Genomic DNA, 2,082 nt, shown 5'->3' on the forward strand with positions numbered 1-2,082 from the left:
CCGCGCGGCCGGATGGCGGCCGGACACGGCCTGCAGCGCGACCTGCATGCGCCTACTTCAGCAGCCCGGCGTTGCGCGCGGCGGCCTCGATGCCCTTGTAGTTCTCCACCCGCGTCGGCAGGAAACGCGTCGCGCGCTGCAGCTCCAGGACGTCCTTGCCCTCTTGCGTGGCCGGCGTGAGTTCGGTGAAAGCGCGCGCCAGCTTCTCGCGCTGCGCGGCCGGCATGTCGGCGTGCACGCTCCAGTTGTAGTCGTAGTAGGTGGGGGTGGTGTGGAACACGCGCACCTTGGCGGGGTCGACCTTCTTGTCCGCGACCAGCTTTTCCCACACCGAGATGTTGAGCGCGCCGGCATCGACCTTGCCGGCCGCCACCGCCGCCACCGTGGCGTCGTGCGCGCCGGAATAGGCCACGCGCTTCATGTCCTTGTCGGGATCGACGCCGGCGCTCAGCAGGAAGCTGCGGGGCATGAGGTGGCCCGAGGTGCTGGACTGCGAGCCGAAGCTGAAGTTGCGGCCCTTCAGGTCGGCCAGCGACTTGATGGCCGGGTCGGTGGCGATGAAGACCGAGCGGAATTTCTCGTCCTCCTCGCGCTGCACCAGCGGCACGATCTTGCCGCCCGAGCGCTGGTGGGCCTGCACGAAGGTGAAGCCGCCGAACCAGGCCAGCTCGACCTGCTTGTTGACCAGCGCTTCCACGGCGGCGGCGTAATCCGTCACGGGCGTGAACTCCACCTTCACGCCGAGCGTGCGCTCCAGGTACTTGACCAGCGGCGCGGCCTTGCGCGCCAACTCGGTGGGCGACTCGTCGGGGATGGCGGTGATGCGGAACACCTGCTGGGCCTGCGCGGCGAACATGGCCGCGGCGAGCGTGAGGAAAGCGATGCAGCGCAGGAAGATCCTGTTGTTGTTCATGATGGCTTTGAAAAAAGGACAGCCGCGATTAGACGACAGATCGCGCCGGCTCCGCGTCCGCGCGGACGCTGCGAAAGCCGGCCAGGGTGTCGCGACGGTGCGGCTCGAAGAAGTTGCGGTAGCGGGCATGGGCCATTGCAGGGTCGGTGGCGGCGCTGGCGCCGCGCAGCACGCGGCGGGTGCCGAACCAGGGCTGCGAATAGTCGCGGTAGGGGTGCGCGGTGAAGCCGGGGTAGGGCCAGAACGTGCTGGCCGTCCACTCCCAGACCTGGCCCCAGCGGAATCCCGGGCCCTGCAGCGCCGCGCATTCCCACTCGGCCTCGGTCGGCAGCCGGCGGCCGGCCCAGCGACACCAGGCGTCGGCCTCGTGGGCCGTGAGGTGCACGGCGACGGCGTCGTCGGGCGCGCCCGCCTGCCAGCCGGCGGGGCCGCGCCGGGGCAGGCCGGACAGCCAGGCACGGCCGGCATCGCTCCACCACTGCAGGTCCTCGTAGCCACCGGCCCGCACGAATGGCAGGTAGGCGCCCCAGGTCACCGGCTCGGCGTCGATGGCGAAGGCCTGCAGGTCCGCGTCGTGCGCGCCCAGTTCGTTGTCGAACGCGAAGCCGCTGCCGCCGAAGCCCAGCCGGAAACGCTGCGCCGGCAGGTCGATCTCGCGCGGCGCACCCGCCGTTCCCGGCGTGGCGTCTTCCTCCAGCGGCACGCCCAGCGTGCGCGCCATGTAGACGGCCGCTTCGGCATGCATCTGCTCGTGCATGGCGCACAGGCGAAAGAAGTAGAGGGCGTCGTCACCGGCGTCGTCGGGCAAGTCGTCCAGCAGCGCCACGCTGCCGGAGAGCGTGGCCTCCAGGTAGCCGAGCGCGCCCGCGCCATCGGGCAGCGGCAGCTCCCAGCGGCTGCGGTGCGGCACGCGGCTGGAGTCGTACCAGGCGTCTGCTTGCGCCAGCAGCGGCGCGGGCCGCGGCGCGTCGGGATCGGCACGCGCGCCCAGGGCGCGCTGCGGGTTACGCGCGATCCACCATTCCTGGAACCAGGCCAGGTGCCCCAGCTCCCACAGCGGCGGGTTCACTTCGGCCGCGTACGGGATGCACGCTGCCGGGCCCAGCGCAGCCTGGTAGGCGCGCGCCAGCCGCAGGGTGCGCTGGCGCGCGGCCAACAGCGCGGCGCGC

2 protein-coding genes are annotated in these 2,082 nt (G+C 71.7%); both read right to left on the bottom strand.

Features of this window, described 5'->3' with window-relative positions:
* Positions 1-52: 52 nt before the first annotated feature.
* Positions 53-913 (bottom strand): putative selenate ABC transporter substrate-binding protein, encoded by an 861-nt coding sequence (locus tag H0U68_RS04295; protein ID WP_296353016.1) that lies wholly within the window; start codon positions 911-913, stop codon positions 53-55.
* Between the two features lie 28 nt (positions 914-941).
* A partial coding sequence (gene senA, locus H0U68_RS04300; RefSeq protein WP_296353019.1) for a selenoneine synthase SenA occupies positions 942-2,082 on the bottom strand: 1,141 nt, incomplete at its 5' end.

The organism is Ramlibacter sp. (genome assembly GCF_013697775.1).
In the GTDB taxonomy this organism is placed as follows: domain Bacteria; phylum Pseudomonadota; class Gammaproteobacteria; order Burkholderiales; family Burkholderiaceae_C; genus Ramlibacter.